Annotated in this window: 18 protein-coding genes; 1 reads left to right on the forward strand and 17 read right to left on the reverse strand. The window is 71.2% G+C overall.

Annotated elements, in window-relative coordinates; genetic code table 11:
- Positions 1 to 39: 39 nt before the first annotated feature.
- The 10 genes from IEZ13_RS19705 to IEZ13_RS19750 all read right to left on the reverse strand — a co-directional run bounded on the left by IEZ13_RS19705 (position 40) and on the right by IEZ13_RS19750 (position 9,923).
- Positions 40 to 786 (reverse strand): hypothetical protein, encoded by a 747-nt coding sequence (locus IEZ13_RS19705; RefSeq protein WP_183219779.1) that lies wholly within the window; start codon positions 784 to 786, stop codon positions 40 to 42.
- A gap of 630 nt (positions 787 to 1,416) precedes the next feature.
- On the reverse strand, positions 1,417 to 2,160 hold the full coding sequence (locus IEZ13_RS19710; protein WP_183219781.1) for a maleate cis-trans isomerase family protein: 744 nt from the start codon (positions 2,158 to 2,160) through the stop codon (positions 1,417 to 1,419).
- Positions 2,157 to 2,798 carry a hypothetical protein gene (locus IEZ13_RS19715; RefSeq protein ID WP_183219783.1) on the reverse strand — a complete coding sequence of 214 codons (642 nt, stop codon included), beginning with the start codon at positions 2,796 to 2,798 and terminating at the stop codon, positions 2,157 to 2,159. Before IEZ13_RS19715 ends, IEZ13_RS19710 begins: the two co-directional genes overlap by 4 nt.
- The gene (locus tag IEZ13_RS19720; protein ID WP_183219784.1) at positions 2,798 to 3,553 is read right to left on the reverse strand and encodes an SDR family oxidoreductase; all 756 of its coding nucleotides are present in this window, start codon (positions 3,551 to 3,553) and stop codon (positions 2,798 to 2,800) included. The genes IEZ13_RS19715 and IEZ13_RS19720 overlap by 1 nt, the downstream gene beginning before the upstream one ends.
- Entirely contained in the window at positions 3,550 to 4,470 is a 921-nt protein-coding gene (locus tag IEZ13_RS19725; protein ID WP_183219786.1) for a hypothetical protein, read from the reverse strand. The genes IEZ13_RS19720 and IEZ13_RS19725 overlap by 4 nt, the downstream gene beginning before the upstream one ends.
- On the reverse strand, positions 4,463 to 5,155 hold the full coding sequence (locus IEZ13_RS19730) for a hypothetical protein (RefSeq protein ID WP_183219788.1): 693 nt from the start codon (positions 5,153 to 5,155) through the stop codon (positions 4,463 to 4,465). The genes IEZ13_RS19725 and IEZ13_RS19730 overlap by 8 nt, the downstream gene beginning before the upstream one ends.
- Positions 5,152 to 6,351: an aromatic ring-hydroxylating dioxygenase subunit alpha gene (locus IEZ13_RS19735; protein ID WP_183219790.1), complete on the reverse strand. Its 1,200-nt coding sequence runs from the start codon at positions 6,349 to 6,351 to the stop codon at positions 5,152 to 5,154. Before IEZ13_RS19735 ends, IEZ13_RS19730 begins: the two co-directional genes overlap by 4 nt.
- A 5-nt stretch (positions 6,352 to 6,356) precedes the next feature.
- On the reverse strand, positions 6,357 to 7,316 hold the full coding sequence (locus IEZ13_RS19740) for an alpha/beta hydrolase family protein (protein WP_221245404.1): 960 nt from the start codon (positions 7,314 to 7,316) through the stop codon (positions 6,357 to 6,359).
- Positions 7,316 to 8,140, reverse strand: a complete 825-nt coding sequence (locus tag IEZ13_RS19745) for an oxidoreductase (protein WP_183219794.1) — start codon at positions 8,138 to 8,140, stop codon at positions 7,316 to 7,318. Before IEZ13_RS19745 ends, IEZ13_RS19740 begins: the two co-directional genes overlap by 1 nt.
- A gap of 109 nt (positions 8,141 to 8,249) precedes the next feature.
- Positions 8,250 to 9,923, reverse strand: coding sequence for a nitrilase-related carbon-nitrogen hydrolase (locus tag IEZ13_RS19750; protein WP_183219795.1), 1,674 nt, complete (start codon positions 9,921 to 9,923; stop codon positions 8,250 to 8,252).
- Positions 9,924 to 10,044: 121 nt separating this feature from the next.
- Between IEZ13_RS19750 and IEZ13_RS19755 the strand changes: the two genes are divergently transcribed.
- Positions 10,045 to 10,308, forward strand: coding sequence for a Dabb family protein (locus tag IEZ13_RS19755; RefSeq protein ID WP_229794803.1), 264 nt, complete (start codon positions 10,045 to 10,047; stop codon positions 10,306 to 10,308).
- Here IEZ13_RS19755 and IEZ13_RS19760 read toward each other — a convergent pair.
- From IEZ13_RS19760 to IEZ13_RS19790, 7 genes are all read right to left on the reverse strand, one after another.
- Positions 10,276 to 11,223 (reverse strand): RNA polymerase sigma-70 factor, encoded by a 948-nt coding sequence (locus IEZ13_RS19760; protein WP_183219798.1) that lies wholly within the window; start codon positions 11,221 to 11,223, stop codon positions 10,276 to 10,278. The genes IEZ13_RS19755 and IEZ13_RS19760 overlap by 33 nt on opposite strands.
- A complete protein-coding gene (locus IEZ13_RS19765) occupies positions 11,220 to 12,389 on the reverse strand; it encodes an NAD(P)/FAD-dependent oxidoreductase (protein ID WP_183219799.1) in 1,170 nt (389 codons plus the stop codon). Before IEZ13_RS19765 ends, IEZ13_RS19760 begins: the two co-directional genes overlap by 4 nt.
- 115 nt (positions 12,390 to 12,504) lie before the next feature.
- The gene (locus IEZ13_RS19770; protein WP_183219800.1) at positions 12,505 to 13,989 is read right to left on the reverse strand and encodes an aldehyde dehydrogenase family protein; all 1,485 of its coding nucleotides are present in this window, start codon (positions 13,987 to 13,989) and stop codon (positions 12,505 to 12,507) included.
- The gene (locus IEZ13_RS19775) at positions 13,986 to 15,137 is read right to left on the reverse strand and encodes an FAD-dependent oxidoreductase (RefSeq protein WP_183219801.1); all 1,152 of its coding nucleotides are present in this window, start codon (positions 15,135 to 15,137) and stop codon (positions 13,986 to 13,988) included. The genes IEZ13_RS19770 and IEZ13_RS19775 overlap by 4 nt, the downstream gene beginning before the upstream one ends.
- Positions 15,134 to 16,006 carry an isocitrate lyase/PEP mutase family protein gene (locus IEZ13_RS19780; protein WP_183219802.1) on the reverse strand — a complete coding sequence of 291 codons (873 nt, stop codon included), beginning with the start codon at positions 16,004 to 16,006 and terminating at the stop codon, positions 15,134 to 15,136. The genes IEZ13_RS19775 and IEZ13_RS19780 overlap by 4 nt, the downstream gene beginning before the upstream one ends.
- Before the next feature lie 46 nt (positions 16,007 to 16,052).
- Positions 16,053 to 17,486, reverse strand: coding sequence for an aldehyde dehydrogenase family protein (locus IEZ13_RS19785; protein ID WP_221245405.1), 1,434 nt, complete (start codon positions 17,484 to 17,486; stop codon positions 16,053 to 16,055).
- Positions 17,483 to 18,769: an acyl-CoA dehydrogenase family protein gene (locus IEZ13_RS19790; RefSeq protein ID WP_183219803.1), complete on the reverse strand. Its 1,287-nt coding sequence runs from the start codon at positions 18,767 to 18,769 to the stop codon at positions 17,483 to 17,485. The genes IEZ13_RS19785 and IEZ13_RS19790 overlap by 4 nt, the downstream gene beginning before the upstream one ends.
- Between the last annotated feature and the right edge of the window lie 2 nt (positions 18,770 to 18,771).

Consider the following 18,771-nt stretch of genomic DNA (forward strand, 5'->3'; position numbering starts at 1 on the left):
TGTGCGCGGGGCCGGCCCCACACCCCCGATCCGGCAGGACTACTTGCCGAGGCTCGACTTCTCGATGAACTCGCCCGCGGCCGGCGCCTTGATGTCGGCGAAGGTCGCGCCGAACTCGCTGAACAGGATGCCGTCGCCCGCCGCGTCCGCGCCGATCTTGACCGGGTACGCGTCGCCGGTCGTCGCCACGAACAGCTTCGCCGTCGCGTCACCGGCGTCGGTCAGGGTGATAACCGCGGTGTCGCCGACCTTCGCGGCCTCGCCCTTGGCCAGCTTGCCGGTCGGCTTCAGCAGCTCGTCGACGTTCCCGGCGGCGAACAGGCCGGTCGCGGTCTCGTCCTTGGCCGGCACCAGAATCCACTTGTCGCCGGTGGCCGCGGCCATCTTCTTCGCCTGCTCGGGGCCGGCGAGCATGGCCCAGAAGCCCTCGGCCGGCTTCATGTACTGCTTGCCACCGACCGACAGCAGCTCCACGTCGGCGCCCTCGCCCATCGACATCGAGCCCGCGAAGTCGTCGCCGGAGATCCGGAAATCGATGCTGACCGTGGTGCCCTCGGACGTCTGGCTGCCCTTGACCTGGAACGAGCCGGCCTTCTTCAGTGCCTCCTTGGCCTTGGCCAGGATCTCGTCGGCGGTGAGAGCGGCCACCCCGTTGTCGGTCGCCTGGGTGGCGGCCGGCGTGCCCTTGGACCCCGTGTCGCCCGAGTCGGAGCTGCCACACCCGGCGAGCAGCATGGCGGCGGCGGCCAGGGCGGCGGCACCGGCCTGGAGCGTAGTCTTCTTCATTGATCTTCTTTCCTGTCCCGGCTCACCCGGAACCTGAGTGAGCCGGGCGAATCTATCGGGCCCCGGCAACGATTCGATCAACTTGACGGCCCGCAAACTGAGGCGAATCGCACACCGGCGAGGCGCGGCCGCGTGGTTGGGCGCGTGAGGGTGGGTGGGCGCGTACGGCGGGGCGTTGCGGGGTGGGTGGGCGCGTACGGCGGGGCGTTGCGGGGTGGGTGGGCGCGTACGGCGGGCTTTGCGTGTGCGGTGGCCGGGGTTATCGGCCAGGCGGGTGCTCACGATGTCGCGGGCGTGTGCGCTTGCCGTTCCTGGCTGCCGCGGGGACGGTGGGCGGTGCTGCTGCGGCCGACGCGACGGTAGGCAGGGCGCTGCGGGCGGTGGTGGTGGGCGAGGGCGCTGCGGGCGGCGGCGGGCCGAGCTGCCGCGGGGGCGGTGGGCAGGGGTGGTGTGTGGGTGGGTGACCACCGATCTACGCCCGGCGGGCGCGGCACAGGCTGGAGCGGGCAGTGAGATCGCGTGGCAGGGCGGAACTGCCCTGGAAAGGACGGGGCGAGGTCGCGCGTACCGGAAAGGAAAAACCGGAAGGAAACGCGGACCTCGACCCCGAGAGCTGAGCGTGCGGTGCGGTCAATGGTCGCGGAGGAGGGAGCCCGCGCCGTAGATCTTGTCGTTGATGCCGTTCTCGCGGAGGGCCATCCACCAGGTGGCCGCGTTGATGGCGATCACCGGCTTGCCCAGCCAGCGTTCGGCCTCGTCGGCCAGGCGGACCATGGAGAGGTTGGTGCCGCACTGGACGATGGCGTCGACGTCGGGGGTGTTGACGGTGAGGATGGCGGCGCGCAGTTCGTCCTCGGTCACGTGGGCGATGGAGACCGCGGTCGGGCACTTCAGACCCTCGATGGCGGTCACCTCGAAACCGATCTCGCCGAAGAAGCGGACCACGTTGGCGTCGCCGACCGGCTGGTAGGGGGTGACCACGCCGATCCTGCGGGCACCGTAGAGCTTGAGGGCCCGCTCGCACGCCTCGGCGCCGGTGGCCACGTCCAGGCCGGTGATCTCCCTGATCTGGGCCACGAACTCGCGGTTGCCCTCGACGCCGCCCCAGAACGTCTCGGCGGACATGCCCATCACCATGTAGTCGGGTTCGCACGTGAGGACCCGCTCGCAGGCGAAGCCGATCTCGGCGCGGATCTGGACCAGCAGGTTCTCGAACTCGGCGTCGTCGGACAGGTTCTGGTTGCGGATGTGGATGCGGGAGAAGTGCGAGGTCACCCCGGGTACGGCCATCGAGTGGAAGTCCGGCTCGACGATCGTGTTGGTGGACGGGGCGATGACGCCGAACTTGCGGCGCCAGCCGAGGGCGTCGGTCATCGAGCAGCTCCGATCAGTGCGGGACGAGTGGCGCGGAGGGTGAGCCACGCGGCCACCAGGAGGCACGCCTGGGCGGCGGTGTTGATCGACTGTTCGAGCCACTGGAAGGCGACCGTGTGATGCTCGCCGGACGACCGCAGCGGCACCAGGCCCATCACCAGGACCAGGCCGAGCACGTAGAGGGACACCGCCCACCACTGTCGGTGCCGGCCCGCGACGACCGCACCGAGCACACTGATCGCGGTCACGCCCAGCGTGGCGGCGACGAAGAGCGGGTTGAGGCTGCCGGCCGGCATTGATCCGGCCACACACAACCCGAAGGCCAGCCCGAACGGCCAGAACCGGGTCGGCTTCCCCCGGCGGACGGTGACCGCCAGCGACCAGGACAGCAGCGCGGCACCGGCCGCCATCAGCGGGAACAGGGCCTGTTCGAGCAGCGTCCAGTCGCCGGCGCCGGCGGAGTACCCGAGTTTCCAGGCGCATTTGGCGATGCCGCCGGCGCCGATGAGGATGGCGCCGGCCAGGCCGGCCTTGCGCGCGGACTCCACCGGCGCGGTCCGGGCGAGCAGGGCGAATCCCACGGTCCCGAAGATCACCGGTACGAAGTCCTCGAGCGCGAGGATGATCGGATAGTCCATCAGGCGTCCCCGAAGAGGTCGCGCTTGCGGAATCCGGCGGTGGCGAACCGGTAGGCGGCCTTCGGCCCGGTCAGCCAGGCGACCCGGCCGCCGTTTCTCGTGCCGGCCAGCACCTTCGCGGCGAGCCAGGGGGTGACCGTCTCGACCCGGTCGGCCAGGATGTTGAAGATCTTCTTCGCCTTCTCCAGTTCGGCCGGGTCGTAGTCCTGGATGAGCAGGTCGGTGACGACCATGCCGGGGGAGAGCAGGCCGACCTTGACCGGGGTGCCCTTCAGCTCCTTGGCCATCGCCAGGGTGGCGTAGGTGAGGGCCCGTTTGGTCGCGCCGTACGGCGTCAGGCCGGGCACGATCTGCCCGTTCGAGCCGAGCCCCTCCATGTTCCACAGCGCGCCGTGCCCCTGGGCGAGCATCGCTTCGAGGACGACCGCGCTGGCGTGCAGTGTCCCGCGGAGGTTGAGCCCGACGACCGCATCGATCTCCGCCGGGGGAAGGTCCCACAGCGGCCTGCGCGAATTGGATATCCCGGCGTTGTTCACCCAGATATCGACTTTTCCAAATTTATCGGTTGTGGCGTCCCAAAGGTTGCGGACATCTGTCCGTTTCGTCACGTCGGCGGCAACGGCGAGGGCGTCGGCCGGCCCGTCCGTGGGGATGGTCCGACCGCAATAGGCGACCGAAGCGCCCTGATCGAGGAACGCGCGGACGAGACCCTGCCCGATCCCGCGCGTTCCCCCGGTGACAACGACAACCGTCATGAGCGCCACTCCAGGAGACCGTGCAGCACCGAATCCAGATTGCCGCCGTGGAACAGCTCGTAGACGACCGCGAGCTGCCTGCCGGCCGACATCCCGGGCGCCGCGTCGATCGAGAACTCCCGCGCCTTGACTTTCCCAACGTCGGTGAAGTGCAGCGACTGGAACGACGCCCGGCCGAACCCGATCGCGTTGCCCCACGCCTGCGGCCCCTCGAAGAACAGCCGGTTGCCGTCCCGCCGGGTGTCGGCGGTGAACACCCGGTCCAGGCCGGCGCCCTGCCAGGACACCGTCCGCCGGGTGCGGAGCAGGTCGATCGGCTCCAGCGCGATGGACGCCGACACGGTGCCGCGCAGCTTCTGGTCGGCGCCCCACAGCTCCAGCTCGCCGGTGAACGCGCCGGCCTGCTTCGTCGGCAGGATGTACGGCACCGGGCCGTTCCGGGTCTCCGCCTCGATCAGGTCCTCCACGAGAGAAGGAACCCGCGTGTAGAGGCCGTTGAAGCAGCCCACCATGGCCCACCCCTGGTAGAGCACCGACGAGTAGACCTGCGTCTCGCCGTCCGGCAGCACCTGGTTCCAGGTGTTGAGGTCGACCTGCCAGCCGGGCCCGTAGTAGTGCGAGTCGACGAACGACCCGTAGGGCTGCCCGGTCCCGAAGAAGTCCGGCCCGGTGTAGACCCGGTTGGCGTCCGAGTCGACGACACCGAACGAGAACGGCGCGCCCAGCCGGAACTGCCCGGCCAGCGGGCCGCCACCGATCAGACCACCATCCATTCTGTACGTGGTGACGCCGTCGACGAAGTCCGACGACCGCCGGATCTCCTCGAATCCGCACCAGGTGCCGTTGTGGTCGAACAGCGACGGCCGCCCGTGCCACTCCCCGGCGATCCTTTTCTGCCAAACGGACGGTTCAGTCATTGCTCACCAGGGCCAGGCGTACCGATTCACTCTGCTCCTCGCCGAGGAGGCGGACCGTCTGCTTCCACACCGGGTCGATCTCCGGGCTGAACAGCAGCTCCCGGTGGGCGGCGTCCCGTGCGGCGGTGCCCTCCGCCTTGACGCCGCTCTCGACCAGCGCGGCCCAGTGCGACAGGTAGGCGTCGACCGCGTCGCCGATGCCCTCGAAAGCCGCCGCGGTCGCCCGGTTCACCAGCATCCACGGCGACATCAGGGCGTACTGGCGGGGCGTGAGGTGGGCCGGCGTGAGACCCTCGCGGCCGCTCACCTCCTGATACGGAGCGGTCAGCGGCTCATACACGGAATCCAGGTAGTCCAGCGACGTGGCCAGGTCGATCCGGGGGATGAGATCCAGGTGGAACGCGTAGTTCTCGCCATTCGCCACCGAGTCCAGCGTGAAGTGCGGCACGCCCGAGCCAGGGGCGGTGAACGCGAAGATCATGTGGCTGTCCAGACCGATCATCGGTACGACCAGCGACACGTTCACGACTTTGACGACGGTGCCCGTACCCCGCCAGATTTTGATCTTGCCGACCGGGTCCGGGCTCATCGGCGACGTGAGCGCGCGCTCGGAGTCGAGCGAGACCGCGAAGCGGGCGAGGATCTTGTCGAGCGTGGTGTCGGAGAGTGCTTCGGGCAGGCTCACTTGTCCTCTTCCTCCGGATCGGCACCCGTCAGGCGGGCGGCGGCGACGGTCGGATGCTCGCCACGGGCCTTGTGCACCCAGGCGCGGGACAGCTCCGTGTTCTCCCGGCGGGCCGGCGATCCGATCACCGTGGCGGTGCGTCTCGGCACGTCACCGGTGATGAAGTCCTCCTCGTTGAGCAGCCAGCCCTTGTCGGCCAGCTCCTGGCGCCGGCGGCGGTACTCGACGGCGATGATGTCGCTCTTGATGTGCAGCTCGGCGCCGAGGTCGAAGGGCAGCAGCTCGGGCCGCACCTTGTCGACCACCGCCGCGTCCTCGTAGAAGATCCGCATGGTCCGGTTGATGGCGTCCCTGTTGGCCCATTTCCCGGTGAAGAACGTGCGCAGCGCGACCCACTTGACCAGCGTGGTCGTCTCGTCGATCGGGATGTTGGTGTCATAAATGATCATGTCGCCGATCGGCAGCCGCACGTGCAGCTTGATCAGGTTCGGCAGCATCCAGCCGGCCGACGTGGTGACCGGCGGCCGCTTCTTCAGATCGTTGCCGATCAGCCGGCCGAACTTCCCCCATAGACCGCTCGGCTTCGGCGGGTGCAGATCCACCGTCGCGAACGCCGACCACTCGTCCGGATGCTCGACCTCGTAGTCCGGCACCTGCGGCATGTCCGGGTTGCCGAACCGTCCGGCATGGACGAACGGCGCGTGCGCGATGTCGCAGCCGTTCTCCAGGATCCGCTCGTAGTTGGCCTTCCACAGGAACTCGCCGGTCACCGTGCGGAACCTGCCGCCGTTCTCCACAAGGTCGTCGAATTCCGGCCACACCGGCATCGGCGGGCGCTCCTCCTCCGGGAGATCACCCATGAAGACCCAGACGAAACCATATTTTTCCTGTACGGGGTACGAGTCCACCCGCGCCTTCTTGGGAATGCCCCGCCCCGGCAGGTTCGCCGGGATCTTGACGCAGGCGCCGTCCGGCTCGTACTCCCAACCGTGGTACGGGCACACGATCTTGTCGTCGTTGAGCCACCCGCCGGAGAGCGCGGCCCCCCGGTGCACACACAGATCGCTCAGCGCGACGACCCGTCCCTGCCTGGGCGTCCGGTAGATCACCAGGTACTGCCCGAGGACCGTGATCCGCTCCGGCTTGGTGGTCACCTTGTCGGAGAACTCCACCGCGTACCAGAAGTTCTTGAGCATGGCTGTCACCTCCGCCGGATGCCGGCGATGTCGGGATTCTGGAGAGCCTTGTCGAGCGCGTCACCGGAGGCGCCGCGTAGGTGGACGTCGAGGAACGCCGCGGTGACGTCCACCAGGGCGGCACGGGTGGCCGCCGGATCGGTGGTGGCCTCGGAGTCGAGGAACGCCCGGGCGGCGGTGTCGTCGACCGGGTGCACGATCCCGAAGTGGTTCGCCCCGGCGAAGGTGACCTGCACGTTCGCGCCGTCCGCGGTGGGCAGCGCCTCGTCGAAGGTGCGGCTGATCGGATCCCGCCTGGTCGCGGCGTCCTCGCCGTAGCGGTCCGCCGAGCCGTTGATGACGCCGTCGTTCTCGCCGTTCATCAGCAGCACCGGGCAGTCCACCTGGGCGGGAAGAACCGTGCCGGCCGGCCAGCCGAGCATGGTCGCCACCATGGTGTGGGTGCCGTAGGCGGCGACCACCCTGACCCGCGGGAAGAACCGGGCGCTCTGGAGGATGACGGTGCCGCCCGCGGAGTGCCCGATGAGGCCGACGTTGTCCAGATCGAGAAGGTTCTCCACCGGGCCGGTCATCTTCGACAGCGCCTCGATGACCGCCGGCACCGACGGGGTGGTGGCGCGCGTGCCGTAGGCGTCCGGCTTCGCCGCGGCCAGCTCGACGCCGGGGGTGATCCCCTTCAGGCCGCCGAACAACTCACCCACCCAGTCGTAGGTGACCGCCACGAAACCGCGCGACGCGAGTTCGACCGCCAGCCAGCGGTAGGCCTCCTGGCCGACGTTCACCCCGGAGACGATCAACACCACGGGGTACGGGGCGAGCGCCGGATCGGCGGGGAAGACGCCGGACAGCCGTTCCACATCCGAGCCGGTCGGCTTCGACGGGTAGAAGACCCGCAGGTGAGCGGTGTCGAAGGGGGCTTCTGCGCCGGGGATCGTGGCGGCCCACCAGACCGAACGGACGCTCATCACCCGGCCGCCGAATCCTGCGCACCGGGCCGCGGCAGTTCGCGATCGCCGCCCCAGAGGGCCCGGACCAGCCTGTTCGTCGTCTCCTCGCCGAAGAAGCGGACCCCCATCACGTTCGCCGGGTCCCGTTCGGCGATGTTGCGGCGGATCGTCTCGTCGGTCGCGGCCAGTGCCGCCTGCTCCTCCGCCGGCACCGGCTCGGCCTCGTCGACCCAGCGCAGCCAGCGGTCCACGTGCGCGTGCGCCCGGGCCGCCACGATGTCGAGGTTGCGCTGCGAACGCTCGAACGAGAAGCAGTACGCGGTCGGCGACAGGCTCGCCCGGATGAACCCGGCCCGGCTCACGAAGTAGTCGAACTCCGGGTCGCCCCGCAGCTCCAGCCACTCCTCGTTGACCGGCTCGTAGTACCTGTCGTAGTACTCGCCGTCCTCGACCAGGTTGGTCCGCGGCACCGAGTCGAAGTAGAACCAGCCGCCCGGCCACACCAGCAGCGCGATGCCCAGGTGCGGCACCTTGACCTGAGGGCCGAGCCAGGCGGTCAGGTGCAGGTTGGCGAAGCTGGCGCCCGGGTTGCCGATCCACGAGTGGACCAGCCAGTCGATCTCCGGTCCGGAGTACGCCTCCAGGGAGCCGCCGGGGCCGTCGGGATAGCTGCCGTATGTCTGGAGACCCAGGGTGGACGGGTCACGCTTCAACTCGAAGCGGGCGTCGATCTTCGCCTTCAGATCGGCGAGGAGTTGCCGGTAGAAGTTGAACGTGTCGTGCACGTCGATGGCCGGCGAGTCGTCGACCATGTCCTCTACGTGCCGGATCGTCTCGGCCACTATGTGCACCCTTCGTTATCGAATCAATGCGTCGTGTCAAGTCAATGTGTGTATGAAGTCAAGTCAATGCGTCATGTCGAGCCGCTGTTGTGACCGAGCCGCTGTGTCGTCAGCGGGTCAATGCGTCGACCAGGCGCCAAGGACGGCCGTCGACAAGGTCGGTGTTTCGAGAGACCAGGCGATTCGCGGCCTGGGCCGGACCGACCTCGGCGGCGCCACTCGCCTCGCCGGCCGGGATGTCGGTGCGGACCGGGGTGGAGATACGGCCGGTGAACGGACCCTCCCACCTGGTCCAGAGAGTGAAGTCGGGGGTCATCGCGAGGATCGCGGCGGGCTGGTCGATCGGGGTGGCGACGACCAGGTTGAGACGGTTCTCGGCGGCGCGCTCCGGCAGGCCGAGAGCCAGCTCCCAGTCCTCCTGCGCGTCGTAGGGCACCGCCACCACGTCGGTGTCCAGCAACGCGGCCAGCCGGAACGTCTCCGGATAGAGCGCGTCGTCACCGGCGATGATCGCCAGACGACCCCACTCCAGGTCGATCGGGACGATCTCCGCGCCGGACGCGCTGGGCGTGCCGATTTCGCTGGGCGTGCCGATTTCGCTGGCCGCGCCGATTCCGCTGGCCGCGCCGATTCCGCTGGACCGGCCGACATCACCGGACCGGCCGTGCAGGCGGGGCTGCCGCGCCACGATGCCATCCCTCGAGATCAGTAGTCCGGTCGGGATGCCGTCCTCCAGGGCGGTGGTGACGACGTGAGCGTCGGTGCCGTCGAGGGCCGCCGCGAGCAGCGCCGGGTCGCCGGCCGATTCCGGCATCACCACCAGCTGCGCGCCCTTGTCGACGGCGTCGCGCACGAGTGCCGGATCGCGGACCACCGCACTTCTCAGCACCGGCGCCCCGGGCGGGCGGCGGCGTCCGGCGGGCGGCTCGCCGATCGGCCCGTACAGTTCGGGGCGCCGGGTCGCGAAGATGTCCGTCCCGTCCGGTCGCCGTTTGTCGTCGGCCAGCGTGGGGTCGATGTCGGCGACCACCACGGCCTCGCCGGTGCGCGGCGCCTTCGCGACGACCGTGCCGTCCGGCGCGACGATCTGCGACTCGCCGGCCCCGTGCAGCCACTCCGGCGGCACCCCGAGGCGTTCGGCGATCGCGGGCAGTTCGTCACGCGGCAGCAGTGGCCCGACCTTGTTGGCGGCGACCACCCACACCTTGTTCTCCGCGGCGCGGACCGGGATGTGCAGGTCGGCCTCGTCGAGAGCGAAGCTGTTCAGGCTGTTGAGCAGCACCTGGGCACCGCGCAGGGCGAGCCCGCGGGCGACCTCGTTGATGACGCCCTCCATGCAGGCGTACATCCCGATCCGCCCGAGTGGCGTCCGGAGCACCGGCCCGACGGTGGCGCCCGGCTCCAGGAAGTCGTTCTCGGCGCCCATCAGGGTCTGCTTGTCGCAGGTGCCGGCCACCTCGCCGGCCGGGTCGAACAGGAAGTTCGTGCCGCCGGTGGTTCCGTCCGGGTGGGCGTGCGTGAGGTTGATCTTGATCCAGATGCCGTGCCGGCGGGCCCGTTCGGCGATGGCGGTCAGGAACTCGTCGCCGGGCCGGGTGGCCCGCTCGTGCGCCTGGGTGCGAGACGCGTACCAGGAGAGATGGTTGCAGAACTCGGGCAGGACCACGAGTTGTGCCCGCTGCCCGGCCGCGGCGTCGATGACCCGCAGGCAGGCGGCGAGATTCTCGGCGACATCCTGGCCGGCCTCGATCTGGGCGGCGGCGACACGAACAGAACCGGGCATCCGGGTTCCCCCTAGCGAAACGGCGTTTCCCAAAACTACACTCGGGTGCCACCTTCGCAACAGGTGTTTCTCTTGATGACAAAGATATTTTGGGGGCGCGGTGCTGGTGCATGTCGTACTGATGAGGTTTGCCGATCCCGGGGATGCTGCCAAGGCGAAGTTGCGTTTGGAAGACCTTGGCGATGCCGTTCCGGAAATCCGTTCCCTGGAGGCCCACGTGGACGAGCTCCGCACCGAGGTCTCCTGGGATCTGCACCTGCGTACCACCCACCGGGACACCGACGACCTGCGCGCCTATCAAGCGCATCCGGCCCATCTCGAGCTGGGCGCGTGGTTGCGCCCGCTGCTGACCTCACGCGCCGTCGTCGACTACACCCAACCCTGATTCGTACGCGGAAAGCCGCAGATCGCGCACGAGTCCCGCGGTGACGGCGCCCAGCTTGTCCGGGTTGGCAACGTTGTGAATGGCGATGATCCGGCCCTGATCGTCGAGATCGAGCGTGAGCGTCGCCAGGACCCGCCCGCCACCGCGCATCACGACGCCGGGCGCGCCGCTCAGCCCGGTGATCTCGGCGGTCATCTCGGCCGGCGCTACCCCCTCGTACGGCCGCCGCATGATGCCCGCGAACCAGGCCGCCACCGGCTGCGCCCCGCGGACCGGCCGCAACGCCTGGCGCACCTTGCCGCCGCCGTCGGTCCACAGGGTGACGTCCGGGGCGAGCAGGTCCAGCATCGTGTTGATGTCCCCGCCACCGGCGGCGGCCAGGAACCGCTCGGTCACCGCCCGGTGCCGGGAGGCGGTGACCGGGAACCGCGGCCGGTTCGACCGCACATGCTCCCGGGCCCGCGACGCCGCCTGCCGTACCGTCTCCTCGGAGCGTCCCACCGCGGCGGCGATCTCGGCATGGCTGAACGCGAACGCCTCCCGCAGCACGAACACCGCGCGTTCCAGCGGACTGAGGCTCTCCAGCAGCATCAGCAGACCGGTCGACACCGACTCCGCGCGGACCGCGTCCTCCTCGGAGCCGGCGCCGGAGCCGGCGTCGGTCAGCACCGGCTCGGGCAGCCACGGGCCGACGTAGGACTCCCGCCGCGCCCGGGCCGAACGCAGCCGGTCCATCGCCACGTTCGTCACGATCCGCACCAGGTAGGCCCGCGGGTCGGCGACCCGGGAACGGTCCGCGGCCGACCACTTCAGCCAGCTGTCCTGCACCGCGTCCTCGGCGTCGGCCGCACTGCCGAGAATCCGGTAGGCCACCGCGAACAGCAGCCTCCGGTGCTCTTCGAACGGCTCGCTCACCGGGTCTGCCGGCCGCCACGGCGCCACGCGAGACGGCCCGCGCCCGGGCTGCGGAGCATGCGCTGGAACGACGACCACGGTGACGAGCTCACGGTCTCCTTGTACCAGACCGCCGCCCGCCCGGTCAGCGCCAGCCGTTTCGGGCCGCCGTCCGGCCGGGTGAACTGGATGACCGCGTCGCCGCGGCCCAGGCTCACCGGCAGGTGCACATAGCCGAACCGGAACCGTCCCGGTTCCCGGCCGTCCAGCTCCCGCGCGATGTTCCACGCCACCTGCACGCCGGTCGGCATGCCGCTCTGGCAGGTGCCGTGCAGGACACCGAACCCCTGCCGGATCGCGGCCGCGTCCCCGATCGCGTAGACCTCCGGGTGCGACACCGAGCGCAGGGCGCCGTCCACCACGATCCGCCCGTGCCCGTCGACCGTCAGGCCGGCCGCCGCGGCCAGCGGCGGGACCCGCACCCCGGCGGCCCACACCACCACGTCGGCCTCGACCGTCGCGCCGCCGGCCAGCGCCACCGCGCCCGGGAGCACCTTGACCACCTCGGCGCCGGCCCGCACCCGGACGCCCAGGCGGGCGAGCGCGCCGTCCAGGTGCGTTCGCGCGCGCCGGCCCAGCCCCGCGCCGGGCTCAGCCGTGCCGAGCAGCGTGACCGCCAGGCCGGGGTAGCTCTCGGCGATCTCGGTGGCCAGCTCGATCCCGGTCAGGCCGGTGCCGCAGACGGCCACCGCACCACCGCCCGGCCGGGCCACCTCCGCCAGGCGGCGGGCCAGCGCCTCGGCGGCCGGCGCGCCGTCCAGGGCGTACGCGTGCTCGTCCGCCCCCGGCACGGCGGCCGTGTCGGCGACCCCGCCGAGCGCATAGACCAGCGTGTCGTAGCGGAGCACCCGCTCGTCGTCCACCCTTACCGTCCGGGTGGCCGGGTCGATCGCCGTCACCCAGCCGGTGACCAGGCGGGCGTCGGTGCCCGCCAGGACCGCCGGGATGCTGAGCTCGGCGAGCCGCTGCCCGGTCGCCACCTGGTGCAGCCGGAGCCGCTCGGTGAACCGGTCACTGCCGTTCACCAGCGTGATCCGGACGTCGTCGCGCCGCCCGGTGCGGCCGGCCAGGCTGGTGGCGGCCATCAGGCCCGCGTATCCGGCGCCCAGAACCAGGATCTCGTGCATGGCTTGTTCCTCCCTCGTCGCGATGGACGACCGGGAGACGGGTGCCGGCCCGCCGTTCGTGAACTGTGGTGACGCGGGTCACAGTTCTGGGGTGTCAGCTGTTCAGGACGGACCGTCACCCCGCGGGGTACGCCGACGGCCCGCCCCCGGTCACCGCGGCGCCCGGCCGGAACGCGGCCGGGGCGTGGATGACGCAGGTCTGGACGTATTCGGCGAGACCCTCGTGGGCGTACTCGCGGCCCCAGCCGGAGCGCTTCACCCCGCCGAACGGGGCGCGCAGGCTCATGCCGGTGCGGTTGTGCGTGTTGACGAACGTGAACCCGGCCTCGAACCGCCGGGCGAACGCGAACGCCCGTTCCTCGTCGGCACTCCACACCGACGCGCCCAGCCCCAGCTCCCCGGCGTTCGCGGCGGCCAGCACCGACTCCTCATCGGAGTAGCCGAGAACCGGCACCACCGGCGCGAACTGCTCCGCGACGACCAGCGGCGACCCCGGATCCGGCTCCACTACGAGCGCCGGACGTACGAAATACCCGGTGGCCGGATCTCCCTCGAACTGGCCGAGGTCGTGCACCACCCCACCCCAGGCCAGTCTTCCGCTGTGCGTTCCCGGCCGCGGCGCGGCGTCGGCGGCCGTGCCGCGCAGGGCCAGTGCCATCCGCTGCGCGGCCGCCGAGATCAGCGGGCCCGTCGTCGTCCGGTCGCCGAGCGGATCGCCGGTGACCAGGACGCGGTCGGCGGCGGCCAGGTAGGCGCCGACGAAGGCGGACAGCCGCGACGACGGCACGTAGAGCCGTTTCGCCGCCATACAGACCTGCCCACCGGTCGCGAAACTGGCCATCACGAGGCGGTCCATGGCGTCGTCGGTGAACGGCGCGTCGTCCAGGAAGACGGCCGGATCGTTGCCACCGAGCTCCAGGACGCTCGGGGTGAGACGGTCGCCGGCCAGCGCCGCCACCGCCCGCCCGCCGGCCGCGCCGCCGGTGAACGCCACCTTCCGGACCAGGTCGTGCCCGACCAGTGCGGCGCCCGTCTCCGCCCCGCCGTGCACCACCCGGACCGGCGCGTCGAAGAGGTCCACCACCCGGGAGACGGTCAGCGGCGCGAGCGGCGACGGTTTCACCACGATCGCGTTCCCGGCTGCCAGTGCGGGCGCGATCTTGAGCATGGCCAGGATGACCGGCGCGTTCCAGGGCGTGACGGCGGCCACCACACCGTACGGTTTCCGCTGCTCGACGACCCTTCCCAGGTCATCGTCGAGCACGCGGTCCGCGTACGCCTCCGGGGCATGCTCGACCACCCACCGCAGATAGCGGACCGCGAAGCCCAGTTCGCCGCGGCAGTCGCCGGCCACCTTGCCGGACTCGCGTGCCAGGAGGGTGGCCAGCCCGGGCGTCGCGTCCTCGATCGCGGCGGCGGCGCGCGCCAGCGCGGCCAGCCGGTCCGCAAGCGGCCGTGCCGCCCACCTCCGCTGGTCCGCGTCCGCCTCACGCACGATCGCGTCGACCGCTTCCGGCGCCGTCTCCGCGACCACCCCGACGATCTCAGCGGTACGCGCGGGATTCTCCCGCTCGATCGTCGCCGCCGCGGACGCGGTCATGCGGGGACCGGGCGCAGGGAGGCGATCATGGAGCTGCGCAGCAGGGACTCGCGGGAGCGGGCCGGGTCGGCGGCGACGGCGCGGAGGCCGTCGAGGTGGGCGGCGCGGGCGTCCGGGTCGGTGGCGCGCAGGCGTTCGTAGTTCTGGTGGGAGACGCTCTGCACGTATTCCAGGGCGATCCGCCGCCGGTCGGTGGCGGCCGCCCAGATCGCCGCGTCGTCGCCGGTCGCGATGGCGGCGGCGTAGGCGACGGCGTCGTGGATGCCGGAGTTCATGCCGAGCCCGCCGAGCGGATTGTTGACGTGTGCCGCGTCGCCGGCGAGCAGGACCCGCCCGGTACGGAAGGACGTGGCGACCCGCTGGTGGACGCGGTACATGCCGGCGTGCGCCACCCGCCACGGCCGGCCCGGGTCGAAGACGCCGCGCAGGCGGGAGCCGAGACGCTCGTACTCCTGCTCGTCGGGTGTCTCGGACGGGGTGGGCAGCAGCACCCGCCAGTGGTCGGGGGTCCGCAGCAGCACGCACCACTCGACCGGGTCGAACACGTAGTTGACCGAGGCCAGGTCGTCGAGCCAGTCCAAGAGCTCCTCGTCGACCGAGGCGACCAGGAAACGCTCCGGATAGGTGATGCCGTCGAAGGTGACGCCGGTGGCCCGCCGGGTCGACGAGTGCGCGCCGTCCGCCCCGATCAGCCAGTCACCGTGGACGGTGCGGCCGTCGGCGGAGGTGACGGTGACCCCGCCGTCCTGGGCCACCTCGGCCACGTGGAAACCGAACTCGATCCCGCAGCCGGGGTACCGCAGCAGATGGTCGAGCAGGATCGGCGTGAGTTTCGACTGCTCGCACTGCAACCGGTACGGAAAACGGGTGTCGTCACCGAGGACCGCCAGGTCCAGCATGGCGATCAGCCCCTCGCGCCGGTCCCGGTAGGCGAACCTGGGCGACAGCAGCCCCCGCTCGTGCAGTTCCCCGCCGACGCCGAGATCGTCGAGCATCTCCAGGGTGGGCGGATGGAACGTGGACGCGCGGGACTCGGCGGCCAGCGCGTCCCCGGACTCACACACGGTCACGGCGAAGCCGCGCCGGGCCAGGGCCAGGGCCGCGGTGAGACCGACCGGCCCGGCGCCGGCGACCAGGATGCGGTTCACGTCTGCAACCCTTTCGGTACGTAGCGGGCGTCGAGGTCGAGCGCCTCGTCCTGGCCGACCAGCGCGGTGAAGGCGGCCCACGGCATCCGGTCGACCGGTTCGGCGGTGCCGTGGTCGGCGATGGCCCGGTAGGTCAGCGACGCCGCCCGCATGGCGGCGAGCAGCGCGGACACCGGGTGCAGGACGAGACGGACACCGGCCGCGGCGAGTTCGGCGTCGGTCAGGGCGGGGCGGTCGCCGCCGGCCTCGCTGCGGTTGACGACGATCGGTACGCCGGGGATCGCGGCCCCGATGCGGGCGAGGTCGGCCAGGCTGTCCACACCCTCGGGGAACACCGCGTCGGCACCGGCCGCGGCGTACGCCCGGCAGCGCACGATCGTCTCGTCCAGGCCGAGGATCGAGTACGCGTCGGTGCGGGCGATCACCACGATCTGCGGCGCCTGATCGGCCAGGGCGGTGATCTTCGCGGCCGCCTCGCCGATCGGGATCACCTCCTTGCCGGCCAGGTGCCCGCACCGTTTCGGGCTGACCTGGTCCTCCAGGTGCAGCCCGGCGATACCGGCCCGGGCGTACGACAGTGCGGTCCACACGGCGTGCAGCGGGTTGCCGTACCCGGTGTCGGCGTCGGCGATCAGCGGAATGCCGTCCAGGGCCGGGACCAGGGTGGACGCCCGGTCGGCGATCTGGGTGGCGTGCACGTACCCGAGGTCGGGCCGGCCCAGCATGATCGCCGAGACGGCCGCGCCGGACAGGTGCACGGCGCGGTGGCCGGCCGCCACGGCGAGCGCCGCGGTGACCGGGTCGTAGACGCCGGGCACGTGGGTGACCCGGCCGGACGCGAGAATCGCGCGCAGTGCGGTGGCAGTCATGACTGGATCTTCCTCGCCCGGCCCGTGCGCCGCTCGGTGTGGGGAGTCATGACCGGCTGTGCAGGGCGAAGCCGTTCTCCACACCGACCACGCGCGGGTTGGTGAAGAACCGCAGGGTCTCGGCGGTGCCCTCCTCCGAGTAGCCGGAGATGCCCCAGGCCGGGCGCGGGGTGAACAGGTGCAGGCTCATGATCGAGGAGCCGTTGACCTTGACCTCACCGGCCCGGACCCGTTTCGCGACGGCCAGGGCGGCCTCCTCGTCGGCGCCGAAGACGTAGCCCTCCAGCCCGTACCGGGTGCCGTTGGCGAGGGCGACGGCCTCGTCGATGGACGAGTAGCCGTGCACCGCGGCGACCGGGCCGAAGATCTCGTCGGTGGTGTCGGCCGGGTCCGCGCCGACCACCAGCGAGGGCGCCAGGGTGTTACCGGGGCCCGCCAACTCAGCCGAGAGGACGGTGCCGCCCAGCGCGTCGCGGGCCTTGACCACTGCGGCCCGATGTCCGGAGTGGATCAGCGGCCCATAGTCGGTGGCCTCATTCGCGGGGTCGCCGGTCTGAAGATTCCCCACGCGCCGGAGCACCGCTGCGGAAAGCGCCTCCTCCCGGCCGGCCGGGACGATCAGGCGGCCCAGCGCCCGGCACCACTGCCCGTTCAGGGTGGTGAGCAGGTCGGCGGCGGCACGGGCCACGGCGTCCTCGTCGGCGTCCGGCAGGGCGATCAGCGCGTTGTTGCCGCCGAGCTCCAGTTGCACCGGCTTGATGTCGTAGGCGCAGGCGGCCGCGACCGCCCGGCCGCCGCCCAGTCCGCCGGTGAACGAGACGGCCCGGATCCGCGGATCCGAGACGACCTGCGAACCGACCGCGGCGCCGCCGTGCAGCAGCTGGAACAGGGCGGCCGGGGCGCCGGCCTCGCGCAGGACGGTGTCGATCACCTCGGCCAGGCGCTCGGTGCCGTACGGCGCGTACTCACTCGGTTTGAGGATGGTCGGGCAGCCGGCAGCCAGCGCGTTGGCGACCTTGTGGGCGGCCATCGGGGCCGGCGCGTTCCACGGGACCAGGCAGGCGGCCGGGCCCCACGGGAGCCGTTCGACAAGCACCTCGCGGCCGTCCTCACGGGTCGCGGTCGAGGTCAGGATCCCGGCCCGGAGCTGCCCGGCGGCCAGGGCGAACGCGCCGCCCAGGATCATCCCGAGTCCGGTGGTCTGCCGGATCGGGACGCCGGTGGCGCGGGACTCCAGCGCGACGATCTCCGGGGCGGCGGCGGCGACCGCGGCGGCGATCGACTCACACACGGTGGCGCGTTCCTCGGCGGGCGCGGTCCAGGCGCCCAGCGCGTCGGCGGCGGCGAGGGCCTCGTCGACCTCGGTGGGCGACGAGCCGAGCGCCGGATCGGTCACCTCACCGGTGGCCGGGTTCTCCAGGTCCACTCCTACCGGATCGGCGCACGCTCTCCACGTACCATCGATGAGGTTTCTGATCATTTGGCCACGCTCGCGAAAAGGTCGTTGGCCCGGTTGCTGGTGATCACCGAGGCGGCCTCCAGGCGACCGCGCTCCGGCGGGAACGTCATGACCAGCCCCATCGCCAGGTCACGCAGGGCGCGGCCGACGGTGCCGTTCATTGTCGCGTTGGAGGTGCCGGACGCCTTGAGGGCGCCGATCGCCACGTCGAACGCGGCCTGGCAGATGCTGCCCTTGGCGATGCGCCACTGCGCGTACACCTCGGATTTGGTGGCGATCGGCGGCTCGCACGTCTCGAGCAGCAGTTGGCGGCGCAGCCACAGGTAGGCCCGTTCCAGGTTCTCGGTCATGTCGCCGATGATCACCTGGTGCATGGGCGACTCGGCGATCGGACGGCCGGTGTCGGCGAACGTCCTACGGGTCAGCCGCTCCAGGGTGTCGTCGTAGACGCCCTGCGCCGCGCCCACGTAGACCGCCGTGATGGCCAGCTGGTTGCCGACGAAGCTGCCGCGGCTGCACTGCAACATCTTCACGAACGCGCCCGGTACGGTGAGCGCGTCCTCCTGCGGGATGAACACACCGTCGAGCCGGATGCCGTGGTTGGCGCTGCCGCGCATGCCGAGCCCGTTCCAGAACGGCCGCTCGGTCACCCCCTCGGCGTCACGCGGAACCAGGAACATGACCAGCCCGTCGGCCGTCTCGTAGCCGTCCAGCCGGGCCGTGACCAGGTAGTGGTCGGCGATGCCGGTGGCGCAGCCGAACGACTTCTCACCGGTCAGCTCCCAGCCTTTCCGATCTCCGCGGGAAGCCGCGACCGCCGTGGTGGCGATCGCGATGTTGGCGCCGCTCGACTTGACCGACTCGCTGGCGAAGTTGGCGAGCCAGGCGCCGCCGGACATCAGCCGCAGCACCTTCTCGGCGAACGCCTTGACCGCCGGCGCCTCCTCACCGGAGAACAGCCCGGACTCGATCGCCTCCAGCGGCAGCAGGCCGCGCGACGCCGACGTGTTGTGGAAGAAGAAGGCCAGCGCCGTGGACGGGCAGGCGCTGCCCATCGCGTAGGTGGCGGCGGCCAGGTCCCGCAGGGTGCCGCCGAGGCCGCCGTACTCCCGGGGGACGATCAGGCCCATCAGGCCGGCGTCGCGCAGCAGGTCGATGTGCTCGCGCGGGAAGGCGCCGTCGGCGTCGGCCTGGTCGGCCCTGGCCCGCAGCGCCGGCAACACCTGCTCGACGAGGGCGGCCCGGGCCTTCTCCTCGACGGTCATGTCGTCGACGAGCTTCTCGCCGATGAGTCGGTCGGCCATGG

This window comes from Actinoplanes campanulatus, from assembly GCF_014647795.1.
GTDB lineage: Bacteria > Actinomycetota > Actinomycetes > Mycobacteriales > Micromonosporaceae > Actinoplanes > Actinoplanes campanulatus.

What these genes read in the sequence shown, in the direction of transcription:
- IEZ13_RS19735 (WP_183219790.1), bottom strand. Translation starts at nt 6,351, where the DNA reads ATGCTCAAGAACTTCTGGTACGCGGTGGAGTTCTCCGACAAGGTGACC.
- IEZ13_RS19720 (WP_183219784.1), bottom strand. Translation starts at nt 3,553, where the DNA reads ATGACGGTTGTCGTTGTCACCGGGGGAACGCGCGGGATCGGGCAGGGT.
- IEZ13_RS19750 (WP_183219795.1), bottom strand. Translation starts at nt 9,923, where the DNA reads ATGCCCGGTTCTGTTCGTGTCGCCGCCGCCCAGATCGAGGCCGGCCAG.
- IEZ13_RS19785 (WP_221245405.1), bottom strand. Translation starts at nt 17,486, where the DNA reads ATGATCAGAAACCTCATCGATGGTACGTGGAGAGCGTGCGCCGATCCG.
- IEZ13_RS19765 (WP_183219799.1), bottom strand. Translation starts at nt 12,389, where the DNA reads ATGCACGAGATCCTGGTTCTGGGCGCCGGATACGCGGGCCTGATGGCC.
- IEZ13_RS19755 (WP_229794803.1), top strand. Translation starts at nt 10,045, where the DNA reads ATGAGGTTTGCCGATCCCGGGGATGCTGCCAAGGCGAAGTTGCGTTTG.
- IEZ13_RS19780 (WP_183219802.1), bottom strand. Translation starts at nt 16,006, where the DNA reads ATGACTGCCACCGCACTGCGCGCGATTCTCGCGTCCGGCCGGGTCACC.
- IEZ13_RS19710 (WP_183219781.1), bottom strand. Translation starts at nt 2,160, where the DNA reads ATGACCGACGCCCTCGGCTGGCGCCGCAAGTTCGGCGTCATCGCCCCG.
- IEZ13_RS19770 (WP_183219800.1), bottom strand. Translation starts at nt 13,989, where the DNA reads ATGACCGCGTCCGCGGCGGCGACGATCGAGCGGGAGAATCCCGCGCGT.
- IEZ13_RS19715 (WP_183219783.1), bottom strand. Translation starts at nt 2,798, where the DNA reads ATGGACTATCCGATCATCCTCGCGCTCGAGGACTTCGTACCGGTGATC.
- IEZ13_RS19725 (WP_183219786.1), bottom strand. Translation starts at nt 4,470, where the DNA reads ATGACTGAACCGTCCGTTTGGCAGAAAAGGATCGCCGGGGAGTGGCAC.
- IEZ13_RS19740 (WP_221245404.1), bottom strand. Translation starts at nt 7,316, where the DNA reads ATGAGCGTCCGTTCGGTCTGGTGGGCCGCCACGATCCCCGGCGCAGAA.
- IEZ13_RS19705 (WP_183219779.1), bottom strand. Translation starts at nt 786, where the DNA reads ATGAAGAAGACTACGCTCCAGGCCGGTGCCGCCGCCCTGGCCGCCGCC.
- IEZ13_RS19790 (WP_183219803.1), bottom strand. Translation starts at nt 18,769, where the DNA reads ATGGCCGACCGACTCATCGGCGAGAAGCTCGTCGACGACATGACCGTC.